Here is a 23,584-nt window from a genome sequence, read left to right on the forward strand (position 1 = left end):
ATGAGCAAATTAGCAAATGAGCAAATTAGCAAATTAGGAAATGAGGTGCGAGGTTGAGTTAGAGGAATGAGGCTGTGCCTCAGAAATTAAACAAATTTTAAACAAAATCAAGTCTACGCCTTGTGAAATGGGGAGAGAGATTCGCCGGAGTTTTTGGAGAATCTTAAAGAAGTTCTGAACTTTCGGAAGATATCGGAGAGATTCGGAAGAAGGTTAAGAGGAATTTTGGTGAAAAAAGGCTATTAGATGGGTGGGGTTAGCTTATAGAGAGCTTATAGGAAGCTTATACGAATCTTGGACGATTGGTATAGAAAGGGTGTATAAATAATTGATTAATAATATAATACAACAATGTAAAAAACGGTAAAAACGGGGTTTCGAGGCGAAAGAAAGAGGAAGAGGTGATAGGCCTTAGGCCATAGGCACTAGGGGAAACACCCCCCTTTACACATACCCAGCTGTCGCTGGCTACCTCCAAAGGGGGAATGTAGCGACGGAAAAAGGGGAAGAGAAATTAGAGAATTAGCAAATTTGAAAATGAGAAAATGGGGTGGTGTTGGAGTCTTAGGGCATAGGTAATAGGGGGGAGTATGACAGAAAAGGGGGAGTGTGGCGAGGGAAAAGAGGAGAAATGACGAATGATGAGGGACGAAGGACGAATGAGAAACTTTGTTAAAGTAAAACAATAAAATAAGTTAATTCTTTTTATGGAGTGTGTTTTTTATTTTACATTTGCACCATTATTCGCCATAAACAATATTTTAATGAAAAGTTTTATTTTCTTTCTTGCTCTTTTTTGTGAACTTACCCTTTCTGCTCAAGCACAATACACTGTAAAAGGCTTCGTCCATAACGCTTCGCTTGAGGGAATTCCCAAAGTAGCTATTAAAGTATTAAATGCTGATACGAACCTTATTGTAAGCGAACCTCTTACGGGAGCTAACGGACTCTTTAGCTTTACTTCTCCTCCTCGAAAGTTGCGCATTTATATTGAAAGTACGGGTGATTATTTGTCGTATACGGGAGAGCCTTTTCTGTTAGACAAGAATATTGATATGCTTGCTATTGCCCTGAGCACTGCGGTAGATTTGGAAGAAGTAGTACTTACAGCTCCTCAGAAGAAAGCTGCTGTGTATATGGAGCAAGGCAAGATAGTGTTTTCACCTAAAAACAGCCTAACACACTCCTCGGGTACGGCACTTGATGCACTGAAAAGTACGCCCAATGTGGTGGTAGACAACCAAAATCACCTGAGCATTGGCGGAAAAAGCAATGTGTTGGTGCTCATCAATGGGAAGCCTACTTATATGCAGCCCGACGATTTGGCGAACTACCTGAAATCTATTCCAATGGCGCAAATCAAGAAAACGGAATTATTACTTAATCCGCCAGCCGAATATGAGGCACAGGGAGGAGCAGGAGCGGTGAATATAGTATTAGACAAAAAGACGGTGGAAGGCACGTTCTTCTCTTTAAATAACGGGGTGTCGTATTGGTGGAATCTGCGACAGAACACAGAACTCCAATTGCAACACAGCGTGAAGAAGGGTATTTTGCGTTTGGGTTATAATCATCAGTTGGGGCATTACGCAATGGATTACGGCAGTGAGCGCCTACAAAATGGCTTGCGCTACGAAAGTCCTACCGATGATACCGAAAAGCGCAAAACGATTGCAGGGCATATTGGCTATGACTATTTGCCCGATGAACAACATATTTTAGGGGTGCAACTCTCTGCCAACACCCTATTTGGTAAAGGAACTACCAGCACGACTACCCGTTTTTTCAATACTGCTAATGTATTGGAAAAGACGCTATCGGGCTATAACGATTACTTTATGCAAAAAGCCAATCGATACAGTGCCAATGTTTACTACACGTTTACTCCTTCGGATAACGAACGCTATCAGTTGGACATAGATTACGCTTTCTTTGATGGGGGCTCGGGCAATTGGCAACCCAACACTTACCGTTCGCCTGAGGGTACTATACTTTCTCACGAGATGTACCTCTCCGAAAACGACCGTAAGATACATATCTTCGCTACTTCTTTTCGTTCGGAGCTACCGTTATGGGGAGGCAGTCTTACAGCAGGTGCTAAATATTCACAAGTATTTTCGGATAATAGTTTTCATTTCTTCAAGCACTTGCCAACCCACAATATCATAGATGTAAACCGCTCCAATGCTTTCGACTTCAAAGAGCGTATTTTTGCCGTATATGCCCAGTATCACTACCCTATTACCGAACGCTTGAATGCTGAGGTGGGTGTGCGCAACGAGACCACTTTTTCTAAGGGAGTGCTATTGCCCGTTGCGGGCAGTGCAAATAGCCAACAAGAACACAAAAAGCACTATACCAATTTCTTTTCTACCCTGAGTTTGCAATACCAATGCAACGATGACCTACAACTATTTGCAGGTTATAGCACGCGTATCAACCGACCTGAATACCAGAATCTCAATCCGTTTGAATACCTCTTAGACGAATTATCGTATTGGAAAGGGAATCCGTTTTTAGCCCCTGAGAAGATACAAAAACTCACTCTTTCGGCTTCGTATAAAAAGACATCTTTTACAATGGCTTACAGCTATTCTACTGATTTTTTTAGCAGTATTAGTGAACCTTTTCAGCAAAATAAGATTATTTCTATCCCTCAGAACATAGGTAGCCAGCACCATTTACTTTTTTCGCTTTATCAAGAACTCAACTGGGGCAACGGCTGTCAGACGACTATTACCCCTAACCTCAGTTATATAGAGAACAAGGGCACTGTGTTGGAAGGCACTGAGTTACACCTCAATCGTTGGCAGTACAGCCTAACGATGCAAAATTACTTTCGCTTGCCTTGGCAACTGAAAGGCGAACTCACGGCAGTTTACAATTCGCGCAGATTAGCAGGCATCAACGAGACAGCTAAATCGTCAGGAGGTATAGACCTCGGTTTGCAACGCCTTTTCTTAAATAATCGTCTTACGGCTACCTTTAGTTTTACCGATATTTTCCACACCCAACGTTGGGACAGCGAGAGCCATTTGCCTAACTTAGACCTTTATGCTTACGGCAATAGCGAAAGCCGACAGCTTAGACTGAACCTCACTTACCAATTTGGAAAAGCTAAAGAGGCACACGTAAATGAACTGGAAGAGGTACAACGGTTGTGATTTTTCGGTGTTTTATTTCGCTATAATGGCAAAAAGCTATATCTTTGCATTTGAAATTATCCCTTGGAAATATATTTTTCAAGGCAATAAAATAAGCTAATGAAAAAAACACTTTTTACTATTATTGCCCTGTTACTTTCGGGCTACACTTTTGCACAGACGGATACTTCGGGGCGAAGCGTCTATCGTGCTACTCCTGAGAAGAAAACTGCCTTAAAGCACACGAAATTGAAGGTAGATTTTAACTTCACTAACCAAACACTCAACGGCGAAGAATGGCTTACTGCTTCTCCTTATTTCTATGCTACCGATAGCCTTATCCTCGATGCAAAGGCTATGCTTATCCACAAGGTGGCTTTGGAACAGGACGGCAAGCAAAAGCCTCTTTCTTATAGCTATAAGAATGATATGTTGAGAATAAAACTCAACAAAACTTACCAAAAAGGGGAGACCTATACCGTGTACATTCGCTATACGGCACAGCCTGAAAAGGTAACCGATAAGGGCAGTCGTGCGATTACCGATGCCAAAGGGCTTTACTTTATCAACCCTAACGGAGAAGCCGACAAGCCTATGCGCCAAGTATGGACGCAGGGTGAAACGGAAGGCTCTTCGTGCTGGTTTCCTACCATCGACAAGCCCAACCAAAAGACTACTCAAGAAATAGAAATGACAGTGCCCGATAGCTTTGTTACCCTCTCTAACGGGGTGCTAAAAAGCAGTGATAAGAAAGGCAATATGCGCACCGATTATTGGGTGATGGACAAGCCTCACGCACCTTATCTTTTCTTTATGGGGGCAGGAGAGTTTGCCGTAGTAAAAGATACGCCTTGGCGCGGTAAGGTGCCTATTGAATACTATGTAGAAAAGGAATATGAGCCTGTTGCAAAACAGATATTTGGAAATACTTCCGAGATGATTACGTTCTTCTCTGAGCGTTTCGGCTATGACTATCCGTGGGCTAAATACGCCCAAATGGTAGTACGCGATTTTGTGAGTGGAGCAATGGAAAACACTACGGCTGTAAGCCACGCCGAGAGTGCTTATCAGAGCGCAGAAGCTTTGGCTGACCAAAACTATTGGGAGCCTATTATCGCACACGAATTGGCACACCACTGGTTTGGCGATTTGGTAACTACCGAAAGCTGGTCGAATCTCACCGTAAACGAGTCGTTTGCTAACTACAGCGAATACTTGTGGTTGCTACACAAATACGGCAAAGATGCCGCAGAATACCACCTTAGCAATAACACCCTTCAATACCAACACCGCGTCAATGATTTTGCAAAAGATTTGGTGCGCTTTGGCTATGATTCACGTGAGGATATGTTCGATTTGGTATCTTACAACAAAGGCGGGGCTATCTTGCATATGTTGCGCAATTATCTTGGTGATGAGGCTTTTTTTGCAGGGCTTACCGATTACCTGAAAACGAATGAATACGGCACGGGGGAAGCTCACCAATTACGTCTTTCGTTAGAAAAAGTGAGCGGTAAAGACTTGAACTGGTTCTTTAACCAATGGTACTTTGGTAATGGTAATCCTACTGTGAATGTAGAAAAGACGTTTAGCAATGGTAAATTGACCTTAAAAATCATTCAAACACAAAGCGAAGACCTCTTGTTTCAGTTTCCGTTGGATATAGATATTTACAGAAATGGCAAGGCAGAGCGTCATAGTGTTTGGGTAGATGCTCGTAAAGAAAATACTTTTACTTTCGCAATGAAGAAAGCCCCAGAGTTGATAGATATGAACCCCGAAGGTGTGGTGCTGATAGATGAGCAATATCAAAAAACGTGGGCAGAGTATTTGTACCAAATGCAACGCGCTAAATCGCTCAAGAGCAGAATGCAAGCGGTAAGTGCCCCAATGGCTCCTGACGGCAAAGATATTTTGCTTGCTGCTCTTAAAGACCCCTTTTTCCAAGTGCGCATACAAGCATTGCAAAAACTCGCTAATTATGAACTGAATGCCAAAGAAATGGCAATGGTAGAAAAGATTGCGTCTTCTGACCCTAAGAACTTGGCTAAATCGGCAGCGATATGGGTATTAGCTACCTCAAAATACAAAAACAAATACGTTTCTTTATTTGAAAAATACCTTGGAACTCCTTCGGGGGCTATCAAGAATGCTGCTATCAATGGGATAGCTCGTACAGATCCTGCACGCGCTAAGAGTATACTTGAAAAAGGAAGTGTTAAAGACTTTGATACCGACCAATTAGCGGGATTATCAGGAGTAATTGTAGACAACCAAATGGAGCAGTATCTCCCTGCGATACTTCCTTATTTTATATACTATCCTTTCTTTGAAAAAGACAATCCTGACACAGCTGTCAACTTCAAAAAAGGCTATGAGTGGGCAATGCACTTAGACAATACTTCACACGTGGAGCTATTGGCTGAATCACTCAAAGAAATCGCTAAAGATATGGAGAACCCTGCTGCTAAAGAGATGCTCAAAAACGTATTGGACGAGGGAATCACTATCAAACGCGGCTTAAACCAAACTGAATCGGTAAAAAAACAGATTAAGATGTTGGAAGAGATTAAAGAAATGTTTAAGTAGTGTTAGTGGTTAATGATTAGTGGTTAATGATAAACTTTGCCAAGTTATTTGCCTGTGCGGCTCGTACCTTTGGCAAAGTGTGTCTATAATATTTAAGTTTATGGAAACACTTCACACAACACGTCTTTTGCTTCGTCCTTGGAAAACAACAGATGCCGAAGCCTTATACACACAAGCTCATAATCCTATTATAGGCAAGATGTGCGGTTGGCTACCTCACAAAAGTGTAGAAGAGAGCCGAGAGATTATTGAGGTTGTCCTTAGCAAGCCTCATAGTTTTGCTATTTGTTTAGCAAACAACATTCCCATAGGAAGTATAGGCTTGCTTTTACAAGGAGAGAGCAATCTTCCTATAAGCGAAAGTGAAGCTGAAATAGGATATTGGCTTGGAGAAGACTTTTGGGGCAAGGGTTATGTTACTGAAGCTACCCTAAGGGTAATACAATATGCTTTTGAAGAGTTGCATCTTACCCAGCTATGGGCAGGTGCATACGAGGAAAATATTGCCTCACAGCGAGTACTTGAAAAATGTGGGTTCCGTTACCATCATACCATTGAAGATTTCTTATTTCCACTTATAGGAGAGAGACATACAAGCTTAGTATATACATTAAACAGAGAAAATTGAAGATGAATACTCAAGAAATCGACGCACAAAGTTTGCAAAATGCCTATCATCTTTTTGAGAGTGGGATTATAGAGCAGATAGAAGTAGGTACCACTAAAGGATTATGCGAGATACATCGCTATCTTTTTGAGGGGCTTTACGATTTTGCAGGTGAGATACGTCGGCTAAACATCAGCAAGGGCGGTTTTAAGTTTGCCAATGCGATATTTTTGCACGCTATCCTACCCGTAATAGACCAAATGCCTGAAAATACTTTTGAAGAAATTGTAGCCAAATACGTAGAGATGAATATTGCCCACCCTTTTATGGAAGGCAATGCACGTGCTACTCGTATATGGCTCGACTTGATACTCAAAAAACGCTTAGGCAAAGTAGTGAATTGGCAACTGATAGATAAAGCTCCTTACCTCCAAGCAATGGAGCGTAGCCCTATCAACGATTTAGAATTGCGCTTTTTGTTGCAACCTGCCCTTACTGATAAAGTAAACGACCGTGAAGTAATTTTTAAAGGTATAGAACAATCTTATTATTATGAAAGTAATGACTAAAACAATGAAAAGACTTCTATTGATAACTACTCTTTCTTTGGTAACAATTTCTTGCCAACAGAAGAAAGCAACAACTGAAAAAACGAGTGTTTCGCTAACCTATTCTAATTTAGTAGATACCGCTACCCAAGATGAAGTGCAAAAAGCCCTTATAGCAGCGGGAATAGCTGAGCAAAATGTAGCCTCTTTTTTGGAGAGTGTAGCCCTTTTCAACCAAACCGTAGGCGATAAAGCAGGCTTAGTACCCAAAGGATTTGTCACTATTGACAGCTTGCTACCTAAGTATGATGAGGTTGCTATACAAAGCATTTGGACGGCTAAATACCCTATGTTTCAAGGCTATAACTGTCGTCTTACCTCTTTCACCCTCTTGCGTGATTTAATTTCTTTCCCTACGGATAAAAAGTTTGCTAGCAAAGAGGAAGACGAGGTGCTTTTTATAGACCGTGAATCCTTGCACAATACTCCTAAGAAGTTCTTTACCCCAGAGGAAGAAAATAACTTTTTTACCCTCTTTACTGAGGTGCCCACTACTAATACCAAAGATATAAACACCCATTTGCGGGTGATGCAACAAGCGTGGAAAGAGCGCGGAATCAATTTCCGTTATAAAAACGACCCTACTAAGGCATCGCTTATCTCGGCAGTCTTCCATTCCCAAATCACCCCAGAGGAGAACACTCTTTTTGTAGGACACGTAGGGGTATTAGTACCTTTTGATGGCAAGTTGCTCTTTATAGAAAAACTCGCTTTTCAAGAACCCTATCAGGTAATAAAACTAGAGAATCGCACCCAGCTCAGTGATTATTTAATGAACCGATATGATGTAGAGTGGGAGCAACCTAATGCTATTCCGTTTATAATGGAAAACGATGTGCTAATGGACGGCTATCGCCCCAATCCATATAAAAAAGAACAGCGATTGTAAGAAGATAATTGTCATTTGTCAATTAATTTCTATCTTTGCAAAAAATAAGTAGGTGTATTATGAGTGCTATAGTAGCCATTGTGGGACGACCGAATGTAGGTAAATCCACTTTTTTCAACCGTTTGATAAAACGCCGTGAGGCTATCGTGGACGCTGTAAGTGGCGTAACACGCGATCGCCATTATGGTAAAACCGACTGGAACGGGGTCTCTTTTTCTGTTATTGATACAGGTGGTTACTTAGCGGGAGGTGACGATTCTTTCGAGAAAGAAATCAACAAACAAGTCGCCTTAGCCATAGACGAAGCCGATGCGATTATCTTTATGGTAAACGTAGAAGAAGGACTTACTGGTATGGACGAATCAGTGGCTGAGTTGTTGCGTAAATGCCGTAAACCGATATTAGTAGCGGTAAACAAAGTAGATAGCAACAACCGTCGCAACGATATGCACGAGTTTTATGCCTTAGGCTTTGAACATCTCTACGCCCTATCAAGTGTAAATGGTAGCGGTACGGGTGAATTGTTAGACGACTTGGTGGCACTTCTGCCCGTAAAAGAACAACAAGAAGAAGACACCTTACCGCGCTTTGCCGTAGTAGGGAGACCTAATGCGGGTAAATCATCATTTATTAATGCTCTTATAGATGAAGATCGTTATATTGTTACTGATATTGCAGGTACTACACGCGATGCGATTGATACTAAATATAACCGTTTTGGATTTGAGTTTAACTTAGTTGATACAGCAGGTATCCGTCGTAAAGCCAAAGTGAAAGAGGACTTAGAGTTCTACTCAGTAATGCGTTCTATTCGCGCCATTGAACACTCCGATGTGTGTATTTTGATGCTCGATGCTACACGTGGTTTTGAAAGCCAAGATGCTAATATCTTCTGGTTGGCACAACGCAATCGCAAAGGCATTGTGATATTGGTAAACAAATGGGATTTGGTAGAGAAGGAAAACAATACAGCTAAACAGTACGAAGCGACTATCCGCAAAGAAATAGAACCTTTCACCGATGTGCCTATCTTGTTTGTATCAGCACTGAATAAGCAACGTATCTACAAAGCCATAGAAACTGCGGTAGCAGTGTACAACAACCGTACCAAGCGTATCCCTACTCGCAAACTCAATGAGGTGATGTTGCCTATTATTGAGAACTACCCACCACCTGCAATCAAAGGGAAATACATCAAGATAAAATTCTGTACCCAGTTGCCTACACCTATGCCACAGTTTGCTTTCTTTGCTAATTTGCCTCAGTATGTAAAAGACCCATATCGACGTTTTATAGAAAACAAACTCCGTGAGAACTTCGATTTTAACGGTGTTCCAATTGACGTGTATTTCAGACAGAAATGATACTATTGAAAAAAATGAAAAAAATATAGCAATTATAATGGGAGGATACTCTAATGAAGCTCCCGTTTCTTTAAAGAGTGCTGCAGTAGTAGCCAAAAACCTCAACCAAGATAAATATGTACCTTACCCCGTGCGTATCGACCGCGATAAATGGGTGTACGTAGATGCTCAAAACAACGAACACCCTATTGATAAAAACGACTTCTCGGTAACGGTAAACGGACGTAAAATTACTTTTGATGCCGTATTCAATGCCATTCACGGCACCCCTGGTGAAGACGGTTATTTACAAGCCTATTTCAATTTGATTGGCTTACCTCTCACAGGATGTAGTATGTATGCTTCGGCTCTTACGTTCAACAAACGCGATATGCTATCGGTACTCAAACCTTTTGGCATTCTTTCAGCCCCTTCTTACTATCTCAACAAAGGTGAAGACTACAACACTGCTGATATTGTAGCCAAAGTAGGCTTGCCTTGCTTTGTGAAGGCTAATAAATCAGGGAGTAGTTTTGGAGTGTATAAAGTATATGAAGAGGCTCAACTGCCTATGTATATAGACAAAGCGTTTGAAGTAGACGACGAAATCCTCATCGAAAGTTTCTTGAAAGGTACTGAAATCTCTATCGGGGTAATCAACTATCGCGGGAAAATAAAAGTCCTCCCGATGACCGAAATAGTATCCGAAAATGATTTCTTCGATTATGATGCCAAATATAACGGCAAGTCACAAGAAATTACCCCTGCGCGTCTTTCTGCCGAAATGACTGCTAAAGTCAATGCTTTGGCGGAACGTGTATACCGATTGTTGAAAATGGAAGGCTTCAGCCGAAGTGAGTTCATTATCGTAGGCGATACACCTTATTTGCTTGAAATGAATACCACACCAGGGCTTTCAGAAGCTAGTTTATTACCTCAACAAGCTAAAGTAGCAGGTATTAACCTTGAAGAACTATTCGAAAGCGAAATAGAACGAGTATTGAATCACTAACCATTAATTGTTAATCATTGAAAAGAGCTTTATTTCCAGGGTCGTTTGACCCCATTACCTTAGGTCATTACGATATTATCAAACGCGCTTTAGACCTATTCGATGAAATTGTGGTTGCTATAGGTGTTAATGGCGACAAGAACTATATGTTTACGGTAGAACAACGCAAAGAGTTTATCGAAAAAGCCTTTGCCGATGAACCCAAAGTAAAAGTCACTACCTACCAAGGGCTTACGGTAGACTTCTGCAAAGAAATCGATGCTCAGTTCATCCTCAGAGGTTTGCGCAACCCAGCCGACTTTGAGTTTGAAAAAGCTATTGCACATACTAACCGCAAATTATCTCAAATAGAAACTGTCTTTTTACTTACGGCAGCACGCACTTCGTTTATATCATCGTCTATTGTGCGCGATGTTATTCGCAATCACGGTGATTATACCGTATTAGTGCCCGAAAGTGTGAGAGTTTAGTGATTAGGGATTAGAACTCAGTAAAAGAAGAAATAATAATAAAACTTAAAAATATGTGTGGAATTGTAGGTTATTTAGGCAAACGTGCTGCCTTTCCCATCGTGATTGATGGGTTAAAACGTTTAGAATATCGCGGATATGACAGCGCTGGTTTTATCTTAAACGCTGAGAGTTTTTACGGAGAAAAAACCAAAGGCAAAGTATCCGATTTGGTAGCCAAGGCAGGAGAAAATGTTCCTACTTATGGCTGCGGTATGGGGCATACCCGTTGGGCTACCCACGGAGTGCCTAACGATATTAATTCACACCCTCACCTTTCCAACTCTGGCAAGATTGCCATTGTACACAACGGTATTATTGAGAATTACGAAAGTATCAAGCAAAACCTCATCAAAGAGGGGTTTGTATTTCATTCAGATACTGACACCGAGGTATTAGTAAACTTCATCGAATACTTCAAAGAAAAAGAAAACGTCAATTTAGAGACTGCCGTGCGCTATGCGCTCAACGAGGTGGTGGGCGCTTTTGCCATTGCAGTAATGGAAGAAAGCAAACCTGAGGAAATAGTAGTAGCCCGCTTGGGTAGTCCGTTGGTAATAGGGGTAGGTGATGGCGAGTTCTTCATCGCCTCCGATGCCTCTCCTTTTATAGAGTACACCCAAAACGCTGTGTATTTAGAAGATGGCGAAATGGCTACCATTCACCTCAACAAACCGTTGAAAGTGATTAAAATAGGCAGTAATGAGCAGGTGAGTCCGTTTGTACAACAACTCAAACTCAACCTCGAAGCTATTGAAAAAGGCGGATACGACCACTTTATGCTCAAAGAAATCTACGAGCAGACTAAGTCTATCCAAGACACGATGCGCGGTCGCCTCTTGCCCAACCACTCTACCAAACTATCAGGAATAGATAATCATTTAGAGACCTTCCTCAATGCCAAACGCATTGTTATTGTAGCGTGTGGAACTTCGTGGCACGCAGGCTTGGTAGGTGAATATCTGTTAGAAGAATACGCTCGTATTCCTGTGGAAGTAGAGTACGCCTCAGAGTTCCGTTATCGCAATCCAATTATTGATAAAGGGGATATCGTCATTGCTATTTCACAATCAGGCGAGACCGCCGATACCTTAGCAGCCCTCAAATTAGCGAAAGAAAAAGGGGCTTTTATCTACGGTATTTGCAATGTGGTAGGTTCATCAATTGCGCGTATCACCCATTCAGGTACTTACACTCACGCAGGTCCTGAAATAGGGGTAGCTTCTACCAAAGCCTTTACTACCCAACTCACGGTGCTTACTCTTATCGCTTTGCATTTAGGACATAAAAAGGGTACCCTCAGTACGGAAACCTATCACCGTCTTTGCAAGGAATTAGAACGTGTGCCCCAGTTGCTCGAAACCACTATCGAAACAGTCAATCACAAGATAGCCGAGATAGCCGAAAGCTATAAAACAGCTACCAACTGCTTGTATTTAGGTCGTGGTTTTAATTTCCCTACCGCTTTGGAAGGGGCTTTAAAACTCAAAGAAATATCCTATATTCACGCCGAAGGCTATCCAGCTGCCGAGATGAAACACGGACCTATCGCCCTTATCGATGAGAATATGCCGGTGATATTCATCGCACCGTCTAAAGGTCATTATGATAAGGTAGTTTCTAATGCACAAGAGATAAAGGCGCGCAAAGGTAAAATTATAGCCGTAGTAACTGAAGGCGATACCCAAATGGCGGGCTTAGCAAACCACGTGATTGAAATACCCGAAATCAGTGAGGCGCTTACCCCTATTTTAGCCTCAGTACCTTTGCAGTTGTTGTCCTATTATATCGCTATCAAGCGCGGTTGCAATGTCGATCAACCTCGTAATTTAGCCAAATCAGTAACCGTAGAATAATTTGGTAATTTCCCAATTTCTCAATTAGAAAAAGAGTCAATTTGTATACTTACAAATTGACTCTTTTTTTGTTTGAAGTGAGCTCGATATAACAAAATACTATTTTTTAATTGCTTTTTTACTATATACCTTGCCAAAGTTTCTGTTCGCTCTTCGCGCTACGACTCTTACCAAAAATAGAAATCCCTTAACTACCTTCTTTTTAGTTCTATCTTAGCTTTAACTTACTTTCTATTTAGGTTCGTCTTTTGTTCGTTGTAGACCCACTGTAGACCCACTGTAGACCCACTGTAGACCCACTCCTCGTTCATCTTACTGCCGTTATACCTTGCCAAAGTTTCCGTCCGCCCGTGTAGCTCGCACCTTGTCTTGCTATGGCTTTTTCAAAGTTGAAATCATTGATAGTCAATCTCATTGGTATCACATTTATAGGGGCGCTTGTAAATGCCCCTATAAAAATAAAACTTTTTGAACAGCTCCTTTTTTGTGTTTTACTATTCAGTAAATTCGATTACGTCAGCTGAAACAGTTACTGTATATTGGATTCCTACCCATATAAAAATCCAATGTGACTCAACGGTTTCATTTATAACGGCTCTTGAAGAGCCTACCAAATTGGCTTTTTGAAGCATTTTAGCTCTTGCTTTTTCCACCAAAGCACGTCTCCCACCTCCTATAATCAATAGAAAATATTGATTAGAAGCTTCTCCTTTAACGTGTTCTACTACTTTAAAGTTATTTTTAGCCAGTACCACTTGAGTAGTATGGTTGTTTACATTGTGTGATAACTCTCTTGTTACACCACAACTTGCTAACAGTAGTGCTAAAACACTGAATAAAACGATTTTTTTCATTTGTTATTGATTTAATTTTAATATTACAAAACGAATAAGGGCAACTTTTAGAGCATAAAAAAAGCGTGAATGTTTTGTTCACACTTTAAAAAGGCTCTGGTATGCCCAAAAACAGGTATGTAACAAAAACAGTTCACGCCCTTGTGGGGCGAGAAACCTTTTGTTAATTTACCTCTGCTTTTTTATTGAATTTACCAGATTCTTTTTAAAAGGAATATTAACAACTTTCTCTTTAAATCTTATGTGTATTTTTCTATTCTTCTATATCTCAATTGTTTTTATTTGGTGCAAAAGTATGAATTAATTGTAAATTACAAATGATAAAAGACAATTTTTTTCCAGAAAAATAAAGTTTTTTCCTTTTTTCGTCATTCGTATTTCGTATTTCGTAATTATTTATTACTTTTGCCCTCTGTAACAAAAATTTAAACCAATGAATACCGTAAATCGTTTATTCGATATACCTTATTATCAACAATCTAAACACCCTTTAGAGGTCGCTTTTGCTACCAAATACAACGGTGAGTGGGAAAAAACCTCTACCGCTGAATATATCCAAAAAGCGAATACCGTAAGCCGAGGCTTATTGCGCTTAGGCATTGAAAAAAATGATAAAATAGCAGTCATTTCAAGCACTAACCGCACCGAATGGCACGTGCTCGATATCGGGATTTTACAAGTAGGTGCACAGAATGTACCTATCTATCCCACTATCAACTTAGAGGATTTCGAGTATATCCTCAACCATTCGGAATGTAAATACTGTGTCGTTTCCGATAAAGAACTATGGGAGAAAATCTCTTCTATCCAAGATAAATTGCCTCATCTAAAAACTATTTTTACCTTCAACGATGTACCTTATGCTCACCATTGGCAAGAAATCCTCGATTTAGGCGCCGATGAGAGCAATCAAGCAGAAGTGAAAGCGCGCAAAGATAGCATACAGAAAGACGATTTAGCGACTATCATCTACACTTCGGGCACTACCAGCCGTCCAAAAGGGGTAATGCTCTCTCACTGGAATATCATCTCTAACATACTGAACTGTCAAGACCGTTTGCCTATTACCGAAGGTTCTACAGCTCTCAGCTTTTTGCCTGTGTGCCACGTGTTTGAGCGTATGCTTACCTATTTGTATCAGTACGATTGCCTAAGCATTTATTTTGCCGAATCTCTCGATAAAATCAGTGATAACTTACGCGAAGTAAAACCGCATATCATTACAGTAGTACCCCGACTCATAGAGAAGATTTACGACAAAATCTTCGCAAAAGGGGCAGAACTTAAAGGCATTAAACGCAAACTCTTCTTTTGGGCACTCAATTTGGGCTTCAAGTACGAACCTTATGGAGCCAATGGCGCTTGGTATCAGTTCAAGCTAAAATTAGCACGCAAACTCATTTTCAGTAAATGGCGTGAAGCCTTAGGCGGACGCATACAGATGATTGTCTCAGGTAGTGCTGCCCTCTCACCGCGTTTGGCGAAAGTGTTTTCTGCCGCAGGGCTGAAAATTATGGAAGGTTATGGTCTTACCGAAACCGCTCCCGTTATTGCAGTAAACCGCGAATCGGGTAGATTTTGGAAAATAGGTACCGTAGGGAAACCTATTGTGAATGTAGATGTAAAAATTGCCGAAGACGGTGAAATACTTGTAAAAGGCGAGAACGTAATGTTAGGCTACTATAAAGACCCCGAGCAAACGGATCAAAACATCACCGATGGTTTCTTCCACACAGGCGATATAGGCGAGCTTGACGCTGATGGCTTCCTTAAAATCACCGACCGCAAGAAGGAAATCTTCAAAACTTCAGGCGGTAAGTACGTATCGCCTCAGCTGATAGAAAACCAGTTGAAACTCTCTCGTTTCATCGAGAATGTAATGGTAGTAGGCGAAGGCGAAAAGATGCCAGCTGCTATTATTCAGCTTAATTTCCCGTTTGTAAAAGAATGGGCACGCCGTCATAAAGTGAAATTAGGAAAGACCAACGAAGAGATTATACAAAATCAAGCCGTTCACGACCGTATTGCTAAAGAGGTAGAAAAGGTAAACAATCATTTAGGCAAGTGGGAACAAGTAAAACTTTTTGATTTCACCCCCGATGAATGGACGATAGACGGCGGTCATCTCACTCCTACTCTCAAACTCAAACGACGTGTGATTAAAGAAAAGTATATAGATATTTACAATAAGTTCTACAATAAGTGAGAGAAATAACCGATATTACTACTTTTACTACCCAACAACCTACGGTGCTCACCATAGGCACGTTCGATGGTGTGCATTTGGGACATCAGAAAATCATTGAAAGGGTAGTAACAACAGCTCGCCAAGAAGGACTTTTAGCAACAATATTCACTTTCTTTCCGCATCCGCGAATGGTAGTGCAACACGACAAGAGTTTGAAACTTATTCACACTTTGGAAGAGAAGAAGCAACTACTCCAGCGATTAGGCGTCGATTTGCTCGTAGTACAACCTTTTAATGAGGCTTTTGCCCAACTTACTGCCGAGGAGTTCGTAAGTACTATTTTGGTACAGCATCTCAATGTGAAAAAGGTGATTATTGGTTACGACCACCGTTTTGGGCGCAATCGTACCGCAAATATAAACGATATGCGTTTATTTGGCGAAAAGTATGGCTTTGCTGTGGAAGAAATATCGGTGCAAGAAGTAGATGAAGTATCGGTGAGTTCCACCAAGATAAGAGAGGCGTTGAATAAAGGCGACGTTACCACTGCCGAGCATTACCTCGGGACTCCTTACAGCCTTACAGGCACGGTGGTACACGGACTCAAATTGGGGCGTACCTTAGGCTACCCTACGGCTAATATACAAGTAACTGAGGACTACAAACTCATTCCCAAAGATGGCGTATATGCCGTGTATAGTTACATTGGCAGACGAAAAGTGTATGGAATGATGAGCATTGGCAAGAACCCTACTATCGAAGGTAAAGGGGCTTCTATTGAGGTGTATTTCTTTGACTTCAACGGCGACCTTTACGACCGTGAGCTCACAATATATTTTGTAAAATATCTACGTGAAGAACGAAAGTTCTCTTCGGTAGCACTTCTTAAAAAACAATTACAAGATGACGAAACAACAGCGAGAAAAGCAATTGCGTTATGACAAAGCTTATATGCGTATGGCGATGGAATGGGCAAAATTGTCTTATTCACAGCGCAAGCAAGTAGGAGCTATAATAGTAAAAGACCGTATGATTATTTCTGACGGTTATAATGGTACGCCCACTGGTTTTGATAACTGTTGTGAAGATGAGGAAGGCAATACCCATTGGTATGTACTTCACGCCGAAGCCAATGCGATAATGAAAGTCGCTTCGTCTACACAATCGTCGGAAGGAGCGACGCTCTATATCACAATGTCACCTTGCAAAGAGTGCAGTAAGCTCATCTACCAATCGGGGATTAAGCGCGTGGTGTATAAGGAAGGCTATCGCGATAACGAGGGCTTAGCTTTTCTCGAAAAAGCAGGTGTAGAAGTCGTCCATTTAGAAGATGTAAGTGAATAATCTTCCTTACTTAAATTTAATATTTACTCCAAGTAGCTGATATCCTTCCCAAGTGTTGGAGGTACAGAATTCCCAATTATATTTTACTTTATTAACTAAGAAAGTGTCTTCTTTTTTTATTTTAGTAATGCGTCTGTTAGCAATCGTTTTACCGGTGATATAGCCCACAAATAGGGCAATAGGGTAATCGGAAGCCCAGTGTACTTTACTTTGCATCATCTCGTAGCACATTAAACCTAAGGCTGTGTAACCTACGGGCTTTATCCATTTGTAGTCGGGGTAGTTTTCGGCAATCACTGTGAGTGCCGACATTGCAGTAGTGAGGTGTCCAGAGGGCATAGCGTCATACATAGGGGTATCTTCTTGGTAAGCTTTAAAGCTGGGAGCAAACGTCCACTGACTGTGCCAACGCCCGTCGTCTGCGGTTATAAACGGACTCTCGCGCCCTGTGAGTCGCTTGATAGGTTGTACAAAAGCACCCGATACAATGATGCTTTCCAATATCTGCATAGCAGTACTTTTGGCGCGATAATCACCTGTGATAAGACCATAAGTAGCCATTCCCCCACTAATGATAATAAAAGTCGTACCATTGCCAATAAAGTACATTGCTGAGTTTACATCGGCAGGAATAATCTTCAAAAAGCCTAACTTCTTATAGGTATGAGCTTCATTTAGTCCTAAATTCTCTCCCAAATTTCTACTCTCTCTAATGAGCCAAGGGTCAGCGGGTATAAGTGCAACAGTAGCACCAATAGCTGCCAATCCGTAAGGATAATTCGGTTTAGACACCATCTCGACCGCCGATTTTCCTATATTACGCGGTATTTTGTTGAAGATATCTACAAAACGAGGTTTTTGGTATACATAGGTTAGATTATCATTGATTTTATATTGTTTGCCTGATAAATCTGCTTCAGATGGGTGTGAGCCTTGCAAAGCATTTGCAATGCTATCCAATGTAGTTTGTGGAATAGAGTCGTTTTCCTGTGCTGTAACAGGATATAGGGAGAAAAGGAGAAAGGATAGTAAAAAGTATTTCATCGAATGAGTTCTGTTAAAAAGCTATCGGTGTTTTCGTTGTTGTAGAAGGCTTTGATTTCTTCGGCGTTTTCTTTGAGCAATTGCCGAATGAAAGCATCGTAGGTAGTTTTACGGTCTTCTAAAAAGCCGTTGAAATAGCGTTCACTTACTTCCAAACCATTGGCTTTTTCTATCTTTAAAAGACGTTCGTACAAAGGGACTATATGCTCGCTGATAAGTGCTTTAGGCAAAGCTTTGCGGTGTGATACAAAGGCAGTAATCTCATCTTGCTCATTGCGTACTATTTCAAAATTAGTAATCACCCAGTAAAAGCGCCCGCTTTTAGAGAGATTCTTGATGATAGCGTGGAAATTATTATGCCCTTTGAGGTTTTCCCACAGTATTTTGAAAACTACCTTGGGCATATCGGGGTGGCGGATAAGGCTATGAGGCTGGTCATACAACTCAGCCTCAGTATAGCCTGATACTTCCTGAAATGCCTTATTGGTTTCCATTATATGTCCGTGCTTGTTGGTACGACTCATCAGGGTAGTGGTTTTATCCCATAATACTTCTTCGTCTATGGGCACGGGACGTTTGATTGTTGGAGTTTCAGTCATTTTCTTACCTCTTATCTCTTACTTCGTATCTAATTTGTGCAGCCAATTGCGCATATCCACTTCTTTAGCAATAGCAGCGCGCAATTCGGGAATGGCAATGCGCACTTGCTCCATAGTGTCGCGGTGGCGTAAGGTAACGGTGTTGTCTTCCAAAGTTTGATGATCAACGGTTACGCAGAAAGGTGTACCTACCGCATCTTGGCGGCGATAACGGCGACCTACTGCATCTTTTTCGTCGTAAGCTACATTGAAATCGTACTTTAGCTCGTTCACGATTTGTTCGGCAACTTCTGGAAGTCCGTCTTTTTTGAGCAATGGCAATACGGCTAATTTGGTAGGTGCCAACACAAAAGGCAAGCGCAATACGGTACGGGTATCTCCTCCTTCTAATGCTTCTTCTTGCAATGAATTGGAGAATACCGCAAGGAACATACGGTCGAGCCCGATAGAGGTTTCGAGTACGTAAGGAGTATAGCTCTTGTTTTCTTCGGGGTCGAAGTATTGCATTTTTTTGCCTGAATACTTTTCGTGGTTACCGAGGTCGAAATTGGTACGAGAGTGGATACCTTCTAATTCTTTGAAACCAAATGGAAAACGGAACTCGATATCGCAAGCAGCATCGGCGTAGTGGGCGAGCTTTTCGTGTGGGTGGTAGCGATAGTTTTCCTCTCCCATTCCTAAGGACAGGTGCCATTTGAGGCGGGTTTCTTTCCAGTACTCATACCATTGTTGTTGGGTGCCTGGTTTGATGAAGAATTGCATTTCCATTTGTTCGAACTCACGCATACGGAAAATAAACTGACGTGCCACAATCTCGTTGCGGAAGGCTTTACCCGTTTGGGCGATACCAAAAGGAATTTTCATACGTCCGGATTTTTGCACGTTTAGGAAGTTTACGAAAATACCCTGAGCGGTTTCGGGACGTAGGTATAAATCCATAGAGGCATCGGCAGAGGCGCCTATTTTGGTACCGAACATTAGGTTGAACTGTTTTACATCTGTCCAGTTGCGAGAACCTGTTTCGGGGTCGGCAATTTCGAGTTCTTCAATAAGAGCTTTTACATCGGCGAGGTCTTCTTTCTCAAGCGATTTACCCAAGCGGTGTAATATTTCTTCGCCACGTTTTTTGTATTCTAACACACGAGGATTGGTAGTTATAAACTGCTCGCGGTCGAAAGCATCGCCGAAGCGTTTTTGAGCTTTAGCGATTTCTTTTTCAATCTTATCGTCGAGTTTGGCTACGTAATCTTCTACGAGCACATCGGCGCGGTAGCGTTTTTTAGAGTCTTTGTTATCGATAAGAGGGTCGTTGAAAGCATCGACGTGCCCAGAAGCCTTCCACGTAGTAGGGTGCATAAAGATAGCAGCATCGATACCCACAATGTTCTCGTTCATTTGCACCATTGCGCGCCACCAATATTCGCGGATATTCTTTTTTAGTTCAACGCCATTTTGCCCATAATCGTACACGGCACCAAGTCCGTCGTAGATTTCACTAGATGGGAAAATAAAGCCATATTCTTTGGCGTGAGCAACAACTTTTTTGAATTGATCGTCTGTATTTGCCATATATTCAATTGATTTTCAGTTATAAAATATAGATTAAAGCTTGTTTGAGATTGAAAATAATTCGACAAAGATACTATTATTTTTTGGAAAAAGGAGTATATTTGCCGAAAAAAAATTAGATTAATGGTTAGAGGTTAATGATTAATGGTTAATAGTGAAATTGGGAGAGGACTATACAAAGCTTATAGGATAGATGGACAAAGAGTGGGTCTACAGTGGGTCTACAGTGGGTCTACAGTGGCTCTACAGTGGGTCTACAGTGGGTCTACAGTGGGTCTACAGTGGCTCTACAACGAACAAAAGACGAACAATGAACGAGGAGCGGAAGGAGAGAAGGTGGATTTAAGAGGAAGCTATTAACGACCTATTAGCTAAAAGAATTATGATTTTATCGGATATACTTTCGGTGTTATCACCTGCTTATTGCAGGGGTTGTGGAAAATTATTGGTTACAGGTGAGCAATTTTTGTGTGTAAATTGTAGAGAAAAGTTGGAAGAAACGAACTTTCATTTGCAGGCGGAAAATTTGTTTACCCAGCGACTGACAGAAGAGTGCGAAGTGTTTGCGGCTACTGCATTATTTTACTTTAAAAAGGACAATATGGCACAACATTTGATACATTCTTTAAAGTATAAAGGAAATGAGCAGATAGGGGAGTGGTTAGGACAATGGCTTGGTGAAAAGATAAAGAATGCGCCTCTATTTCAGCAGGCTGAGGTGGTGTTGCCTGTGCCTTTGCACAAAAGCAAAGAACGCAAGCGAGGATACAACCAAGTCGCCTTGTTTGGCAGGACATTGGCTTCGGTATTACACCTTGATTATATAGATGATGTATTGGTGAAAATTGAAGCTAATACTACGCAGACCCGAAAGGTAGTGTGGCGACGTTTGAAGGAGAGTGAGCATATATTTTCTCTTCAAAACACTCATAGAATAGAAGGCAAGAAGGTGCTTTTGGTAGATGATGTGGTGACCACAGGAGCCACGCTCACGAACTGTTATGAGCTTTTGAAAACCGTACCCAATGTGGAAATAGGCGTTGCTACAATGGGATATGCGATGTTGGGATAAGAAAGGAAATATATTGATAAACAGAAAATTAATAACTAAATATAAAATTGTATGAAGAACACTTTTAAATTAATTGTTGCAGCATTTGTAATGTTTGCATTTAGTACTAATGTAGGGGCTATGACCCTTAATGTAAATCAAATCGCTAAAAGCCTTATCGTAGACCAAGATGGTAACGGAGGAGTGAAAGTGAAGAAATCTTGCGATAAAGACGGCGAGAAAAAAGAGTGCAATAAAGATGGCAAAAAGAAATCTTGTTGCAAAAAAGACGGTAAGAAAGATGGCAAAAAGTCTTGCCACGAAAAAGGTGGTGAGAAAAAAGAAGTGAAAGCAGAAGAAAAACCTGTAGAATAATTTTTCACCCATTATAAAAACTTTTTTACACTGAAAAACCTTAGCATAAGTGGCTGAGGTTTTTTGGTATTAGTGTGATGTATGAAAAAACTTATTTATAGTCTGTTGAGTAGTGTAGTGCTATTGTTAGTAGCTTGTGGTACTGATATATTGCCTAAGCCTAAGGGAGTATTGCGATTGGAATACCCGCAAGCATCGTATCAGAAAGTAACCGAATTGCCCAATTGTCCGTTTACTTTTGAGATAAATACGCTATCGGAATTGAAATACAAACCCCATTCGTGTGATGTTAATATAGAATATCCTGCGATGAAGGCTACGGTTTATCTCACTTATAAAAATGTGAATGGCAATATTCGTCAGTTGCTGAGTGATGCACAGAAGTTTACTTATGACCATACGATTAAGGCAGATAATATTGCTTCGACAGTATTTATGAACGATACGACCAAAGTGTACGGTATGTTTTACCAAGTGTATGGCAATGCAGCTTCGCAAGCACAGTTTTACGCTACCGATAGTGTGCGTCATTTTATATCAGGTTCGGTGTATTTTAGGGTAGTTCCTAATTACGATTCGGTACAACCTGCGAGTAATTATTTAGAGAAAGATGTGAGGAGGATAATGGAAAGCCTCCGTTGGAAATAAAAAACAGGGGTAAAAGTTGGCAGTTTACAAATATAGCATTACTTTTGCCCCACAAAACACTGAAAAATTATGAGTTTACAAACTAAAGTAATGGAGGCTCTCAAAGAAGCGATGAAAGCCAAGGACACAGTGGCATTAGAATCGTTGAGAGCTATTAAATCGGCTATTTTGTTAGCCAAAACAGAAGCAGGAGCTACCGAAGAACTTTCGGAAGCTGATGAACTTAAACTGTTGCAAAAATTAGTAAAACAGCGCAAGGACAGTGCGGCTTTGTACGCACAGCAAGGTAGGAATGACTTAGCTAAGCCTGAATTAGCCCAAATGGCGGTGATAGAGAAGTTCTTACCGGCTCAACTCAGTGAAGCAGAAGTAGAAACTGCTCTGAGAGGGATTATTAACCAAGTGGGCGCTACTACGCCTAAGGATATGGGCAAGGTAATGGGTGTAGCCACCAAACAATTGGCAGGTAAGGCTGATGGCAAGCTCATTTCGGAGATTGTAAAGAGATTATTGTCTTAGTAATATATAGTTTAAAAGAGGCCGCATAGTTCAACTGGATAGAATATCAGATTCCGGTTCTGAAGGTTGGAGGTTCGACTCCTCTTGCGGTCACGGAAAAAAAGCAGGTTGCTATATAGCAACCTGCTTTTTTGGTTGTGCTCTGTGAAGTGACGAGAGTGTAATGTGAGACAGTATACTAAGCAAACTCTAAATGCTGTAATTCTTTACCAAAAGCGTGCAAATGACGTTGTATTTTTTGAGTAGTTTTGGCGCTAGGTTTACGTTTGCCTGTGAGATAGTGGCTTAGTTGCCCTTGATTTACTCCAGTAAGACGTTCTAATCCTGCCAATGAAATAATTTTGCTGTAATATTCTAAGAAAGATGCGGTGTCGTATTGATATATGAATTCTAAATCGGGGAACTCTTTACCTATTTCATCGTAATACTCTTTCATCTCATCACGACATAATAAAAAGTCATCTTTAGCCTCGGCTACTGTATTACCTTCTCCTATGATTCCAAAATTTAAATTATCATCATCTAAATAGATGCCATAAGAGCCATCGTTACCTCTTTCTATAATTGCTTTTACTTTCATATCTTCTGTTTATTTTTTAAGACCAGCTAATTTAAGAATGCTATTTAAAGTACCTGCTTTTACTTCTTGACTTTCGTGTCTACTGGTTGGGAATTCTTTATTAGTGAGAGGACTAAACCAAATGGGGTGATTACTTCCTTGCCTTACTATATAACAACCTGCTTCACGTAGTTTTTTGTGTAATTCAGAATACTTCATTTATTTTATTACTTAAATTGGTGTGGCAAAGATACGAATATTAATATCATTATACAAAT

23 protein-coding genes and 1 tRNA gene are annotated in these 23,584 nt (G+C 40.9%); 18 read left to right on the forward strand and 6 right to left on the reverse strand.

Annotated features, from left to right (window positions below; all coding sequences use genetic code 11):
• Positions 1-764 precede the first annotated feature (764 nt).
• From AM608_RS10435 to glmS, 9 genes are all read left to right on the forward strand, one after another.
• The gene (locus AM608_RS10435; protein ID WP_053581700.1) at positions 765-3,164 is read left to right on the forward strand and encodes a TonB-dependent receptor domain-containing protein; all 2,400 of its coding nucleotides are present in this window, start codon (positions 765-767) and stop codon (positions 3,162-3,164) included.
• 99 nt (positions 3,165-3,263) lie between these two features.
• Positions 3,264-5,732: a M1 family metallopeptidase gene (locus AM608_RS10440; protein WP_053581701.1), complete on the forward strand. Its 2,469-nt coding sequence runs from the start codon at positions 3,264-3,266 to the stop codon at positions 5,730-5,732.
• Positions 5,733-5,832: 100 nt separating this feature from the next.
• Positions 5,833-6,360 (forward strand): GNAT family N-acetyltransferase, encoded by a 528-nt coding sequence (locus tag AM608_RS10445; protein ID WP_053581702.1) that lies wholly within the window; start codon positions 5,833-5,835, stop codon positions 6,358-6,360.
• 2 nt (positions 6,361-6,362) lie between these two features.
• Positions 6,363-6,908: a protein adenylyltransferase Fic gene (gene fic, locus AM608_RS10450; protein WP_053581703.1), complete on the forward strand. Its 546-nt coding sequence runs from the start codon at positions 6,363-6,365 to the stop codon at positions 6,906-6,908.
• Positions 6,909-6,912: 4 nt separating this feature from the next.
• On the forward strand, positions 6,913-7,836 hold the full coding sequence (locus tag AM608_RS10455) for a DUF4300 family protein (protein ID WP_053581870.1): 924 nt from the start codon (positions 6,913-6,915) through the stop codon (positions 7,834-7,836).
• A gap of 59 nt (positions 7,837-7,895) precedes the next feature.
• Positions 7,896-9,200 (forward strand): ribosome biogenesis GTPase Der, encoded by a 1,305-nt coding sequence (der, locus tag AM608_RS10460; protein ID WP_053581704.1) that lies wholly within the window; start codon positions 7,896-7,898, stop codon positions 9,198-9,200.
• A gap of 37 nt (positions 9,201-9,237) precedes the next feature.
• The gene (locus tag AM608_RS10465) at positions 9,238-10,191 is read left to right on the forward strand and encodes a D-alanine--D-alanine ligase (RefSeq protein WP_053581871.1); all 954 of its coding nucleotides are present in this window, start codon (positions 9,238-9,240) and stop codon (positions 10,189-10,191) included.
• 17 nt (positions 10,192-10,208) lie between these two features.
• Positions 10,209-10,661, forward strand: coding sequence for a pantetheine-phosphate adenylyltransferase (gene coaD, locus AM608_RS10470; RefSeq protein WP_002677379.1), 453 nt, complete (start codon positions 10,209-10,211; stop codon positions 10,659-10,661).
• 53 nt (positions 10,662-10,714) lie between these two features.
• Positions 10,715-12,556 (forward strand): glutamine--fructose-6-phosphate transaminase (isomerizing), encoded by a 1,842-nt coding sequence (gene glmS, locus AM608_RS10475; protein WP_053581705.1) that lies wholly within the window; start codon positions 10,715-10,717, stop codon positions 12,554-12,556.
• Positions 12,557-13,050: 494 nt separating this feature from the next.
• Here the strand turns inward: glmS and AM608_RS10480 are convergent, their stop codons facing one another.
• A complete protein-coding gene (locus AM608_RS10480) occupies positions 13,051-13,410 on the reverse strand; it encodes a DUF6567 family protein (protein WP_053581706.1) in 360 nt (119 codons plus the stop codon).
• A 433-nt stretch (positions 13,411-13,843) separates the two neighbouring features.
• Between AM608_RS10480 and AM608_RS10485 the strand changes: the two genes are divergently transcribed.
• From AM608_RS10485 to AM608_RS10495, 3 genes are read left to right on the forward strand one after another with little or no spacing between them, the layout of a single operon-like run.
• Positions 13,844-15,616 carry a long-chain fatty acid--CoA ligase gene (locus AM608_RS10485; RefSeq protein WP_053581707.1) on the forward strand — a complete coding sequence of 591 codons (1,773 nt, stop codon included), beginning with the start codon at positions 13,844-13,846 and terminating at the stop codon, positions 15,614-15,616.
• Positions 15,613-16,539 (forward strand): bifunctional riboflavin kinase/FAD synthetase, encoded by a 927-nt coding sequence (locus tag AM608_RS10490; protein WP_053581708.1) that lies wholly within the window; start codon positions 15,613-15,615, stop codon positions 16,537-16,539. Before AM608_RS10485 ends, AM608_RS10490 begins: the two co-directional genes overlap by 4 nt.
• The gene (locus AM608_RS10495) at positions 16,502-16,942 is read left to right on the forward strand and encodes a dCMP deaminase family protein (protein ID WP_009411280.1); all 441 of its coding nucleotides are present in this window, start codon (positions 16,502-16,504) and stop codon (positions 16,940-16,942) included. Before AM608_RS10490 ends, AM608_RS10495 begins: the two co-directional genes overlap by 38 nt.
• A 6-nt stretch (positions 16,943-16,948) precedes the next feature.
• Here AM608_RS10495 and AM608_RS10500 read toward each other — a convergent pair whose 3' ends face one another.
• The 3 genes from AM608_RS10500 to AM608_RS10510 are packed head-to-tail and all read right to left on the reverse strand — an operon-like array spanning position 16,949 to position 20,154.
• Complete coding sequence (locus AM608_RS10500) at positions 16,949-17,986, reverse strand: phosphatase PAP2 family protein (protein WP_053581709.1); 1,038 nt, start codon at positions 17,984-17,986, stop codon at positions 16,949-16,951.
• Positions 17,983-18,585 carry a PAS domain-containing protein gene (locus AM608_RS10505; RefSeq protein ID WP_009417684.1) on the reverse strand — a complete coding sequence of 201 codons (603 nt, stop codon included), beginning with the start codon at positions 18,583-18,585 and terminating at the stop codon, positions 17,983-17,985. The genes AM608_RS10500 and AM608_RS10505 overlap by 4 nt, the downstream gene beginning before the upstream one ends.
• An 18-nt stretch (positions 18,586-18,603) precedes the next feature.
• Complete coding sequence (locus tag AM608_RS10510) at positions 18,604-20,154, reverse strand: glycine--tRNA ligase (RefSeq protein WP_053581710.1); 1,551 nt, start codon at positions 20,152-20,154, stop codon at positions 18,604-18,606.
• 144 nt (positions 20,155-20,298) lie between these two features.
• Between AM608_RS10510 and AM608_RS10515 the strand changes: the two genes are divergently transcribed.
• The 6 genes from AM608_RS10515 (at position 20,299) to AM608_RS10540 (ending at position 22,840) form a co-directional block, all read left to right on the forward strand.
• Positions 20,299-20,514, forward strand: coding sequence for a hypothetical protein (locus AM608_RS10515; protein WP_053581711.1), 216 nt, complete (start codon positions 20,299-20,301; stop codon positions 20,512-20,514).
• 22 nt (positions 20,515-20,536) lie between these two features.
• Entirely contained in the window at positions 20,537-21,226 is a 690-nt protein-coding gene (locus AM608_RS10520; RefSeq protein WP_053581712.1) for a ComF family protein, read from the forward strand.
• Between the two features lie 51 nt (positions 21,227-21,277).
• Positions 21,278-21,580 carry a hypothetical protein gene (locus AM608_RS10525; RefSeq protein ID WP_002675425.1) on the forward strand — a complete coding sequence of 101 codons (303 nt, stop codon included), beginning with the start codon at positions 21,278-21,280 and terminating at the stop codon, positions 21,578-21,580.
• An 81-nt stretch (positions 21,581-21,661) separates the two neighbouring features.
• Positions 21,662-22,228: a gliding motility lipoprotein GldD gene (gldD, locus tag AM608_RS10530; protein ID WP_053581713.1), complete on the forward strand. Its 567-nt coding sequence runs from the start codon at positions 21,662-21,664 to the stop codon at positions 22,226-22,228.
• Positions 22,229-22,297: 69 nt separating this feature from the next.
• Positions 22,298-22,747, forward strand: coding sequence for a GatB/YqeY domain-containing protein (locus AM608_RS10535; RefSeq protein ID WP_053581714.1), 450 nt, complete (start codon positions 22,298-22,300; stop codon positions 22,745-22,747).
• Between the two features lie 19 nt (positions 22,748-22,766).
• A tRNA-Arg gene (locus AM608_RS10540) sits at positions 22,767-22,840 on the forward strand.
• An 85-nt stretch (positions 22,841-22,925) separates the two neighbouring features.
• Here the strand turns inward: AM608_RS10540 and AM608_RS10545 are convergent.
• Positions 22,926-23,327: a helix-turn-helix transcriptional regulator gene (locus AM608_RS10545; RefSeq protein ID WP_009411287.1), complete on the reverse strand. Its 402-nt coding sequence runs from the start codon at positions 23,325-23,327 to the stop codon at positions 22,926-22,928.
• A 9-nt stretch (positions 23,328-23,336) separates the two neighbouring features.
• Positions 23,337-23,525 (reverse strand): type II toxin-antitoxin system HicA family toxin, encoded by a 189-nt coding sequence (locus tag AM608_RS10550; protein ID WP_048748100.1) that lies wholly within the window; start codon positions 23,523-23,525, stop codon positions 23,337-23,339.
• Positions 23,526-23,584: the final 59 nt, after the last annotated feature.

The sequence above is a fragment of the Capnocytophaga sp. oral taxon 323 genome, assembly GCF_001278825.1.
Lineage (GTDB): Bacteria > Bacteroidota > Bacteroidia > Flavobacteriales > Flavobacteriaceae > Capnocytophaga > Capnocytophaga ochracea.